Source organism: Brevundimonas sp. RM1 (assembly GCF_052907225.1).
Genome location: NZ_JBRERY010000080.1, coordinates 1 through 1,166 on the forward strand (window position 1 = coordinate 1; position 1,166 = coordinate 1,166).

The following is a 1,166-nucleotide window of genomic DNA, read 5'->3' on the forward strand; positions in this document are numbered from 1 at the left end:
ATGGCCAAGGAAAAGTTCGAACGCACGAAGCCGCACGTGAACATCGGCACGATCGGTCACGTTGACCACGGCAAGACGACGCTGACGGCGGCGATCTCGATGACGCTGGCGAAGGCCGGCGGCGGCAAGGCGATGAACTACGCCGACATCGACAACGCGCCGGAAGAAAAAGCGCGCGGCATCACGATCAACACGTCGCACGTCGAGTATGAGACGGCCAACCGTCACTACGCGCACGTCGACTGCCCGGGCCACGCCGACTACGTGAAGAACATGATCACGGGCGCGGCTCAGATGGACGGCGCGATCCTGGTTTGCTCGGCCGCTGACGGCCCGATGCCGCAGACCCGCGAGCACATCCTGCTGTCGCGTCAGGTCGGCGTTCCGGCGCTGGTGGTGTTCCTGAACAAGGTCGACATGGTCGACGACGAGGAGCTGCTGGAGCTGGTCGAGATGGAAGTGCGCGAGCTGCTGAGCTCGTACCAGTTCCCGGGCGACGACATCCCGGTGGTCAAGGGCTCGGCCCTGGCCGCGGTGGAAGATCGCGACCCGCACATCGGCGCCGAGCGCGTTCTGGAGCTGATGGCGGCGGTCGACAGCTACATCCCGCAGCCGGAACGTCCGATCGACATGCCGTTCCTGATGCCGGTGGAAGACGTGTTCTCGATCTCGGGCCGCGGCACCGTGGTGACGGGTCGCGTCGAGCGCGGCGTCGTCAAGGTCGGTGAAGAAGTCGAAATCGTCGGCATCCGTCCGGTTCAGAAGACGACCTGCACGGGCGTCGAAATGTTCCGCAAGCTGCTGGACCAGGGCCAGGCCGGCGACAACGTGGGCGTGCTGCTGCGCGGCACCAAGCGTGAAGACGTCGAGCGCGGCCAGGTGCTGTGCAAGCCGGGTTCGATCACCCCGCACACCAAGTTCGTGGCTGAAGCCTACATCCTGAACAAGGAAGAAGGCGGCCGTCACACGCCGTTCTTCACGAACTACCGCCCGCAGTTCTACTTCCGCACGACGGACGTGACCGGCATCGTGCGCCTGAAGGAAGGCGTCGAGATGATCATGCCGGGCGACAACGCCGAGCTGGACGTCGAGCTGATCACGCCGATCGCGATGGAAGAGAAGCTGCGCTTCGCCATCCGTGAAGGCGGCCGCACCGTCGGCGCCGG

Annotated in this window: 1 protein-coding gene; it reads left to right on the top strand. The window is 65.2% G+C overall.

Going from position 1 to position 1,166, the window contains the following annotated elements; translation table 11 throughout:
* A partial coding sequence (gene tuf, locus ACU5AP_RS16360; protein ID WP_446681569.1) for an elongation factor Tu occupies window positions 1–1,166 on the top strand: 1,166 nt, incomplete at its 3' end.